The organism is Acinetobacter lactucae (assembly GCF_013344765.1).
Taxonomy (GTDB): domain Bacteria; phylum Pseudomonadota; class Gammaproteobacteria; order Pseudomonadales; family Moraxellaceae; genus Acinetobacter; species Acinetobacter lactucae_A.
Genome location: NZ_JABVBF010000359.1, coordinates 1 through 929, shown reverse-complemented (window position 1 = coordinate 929; position 929 = coordinate 1). Strand labels below are relative to the sequence as shown.

General features: G+C 29.2%; 1 protein-coding gene and 1 pseudogene. Both read right to left on the bottom strand.

Features of this window, described 5'->3' with window-relative positions:
• Window positions 1–339 (bottom strand): hypothetical protein (locus HUN22_RS17315; RefSeq protein WP_174731974.1); only part of this gene is annotated, 339 nt, incomplete at its 3' end.
• A gap of 52 nt (window positions 340–391) precedes the next feature.
• Window positions 392–895, bottom strand: a pseudogene (locus HUN22_RS17310) (hypothetical protein); the annotation flags it as partial.
• Between the last annotated feature and the right edge of the window lie 34 nt (window positions 896–929).

Below are 929 nucleotides of genomic sequence, written 5' to 3'. Positions count from 1 at the left end.
GGTCTTATCTAACTTCCCATCCCCACTAGCATAAAAACCCGCATATATATGAATCGTAAAAGTTCCCTTATACTTTGGAACTCCAGAAATTTTTAAATTATTATAAGCATCTGCTTCATTTTGATCTATTGGCTCAATAGAGATATTCATATCATTTGGAAAATTATCTTTCACTTCAAAAGACTGTGGTATGACTCTTCCACCAGTAATTTTTAATGTCTGATTATATGCCTTACCTACATAGGCTACTGGAAGCTCATGCGGTTCAATCTTGTAATCTCTACTACACCCTAAAAAACTTGTCATTAAAAACAATATTATTAAGTTTTTAAAGTTCATCTTTATTTCTCTAGATTTCAGGCATAATTATAGCCAACCCATCCTAAATCTTTTAAAAAATTTTCCACCATTGCTTACTTTTTCTCTGCTCTTCTGCATCTTTTATAGCCTTATTAATATCAGCTTCTATTTTATCCTTATTGTTATCCCATATCTTATTTAGTACCTGATCAATATCTTCTCTGCTCCATAAATGAAATAAGCCACTACTTGCACCCATCGCCTCTATAACTTTTTCGTGAACCTTCTGATTATCATAATCTTTTATCTTTTTATTAAACATATCTACAACCAAATCATTGATATTTGGCTTTAGATCATTATAAAAATCTATTGTCGTATGATCATCTAAACTATCATCTTGTATAATCCATTTAAGTACGGGAAAATAAAGATCAGTAATAATAATTTCTATTCGTATAATATTTTTATAATATATAGTCCGTTGTGTACCATTAAATCGAATTGCTATTATTTTTTCTTCATCCCAAGATAGTTCTTTCGTTAAATATGGAAAAGACTTTTCTTCTTTATGATTACTTTCTTGTTTAAAAAATTAAATAGCATAGTTTTGCCTCTTCTTAAAATAC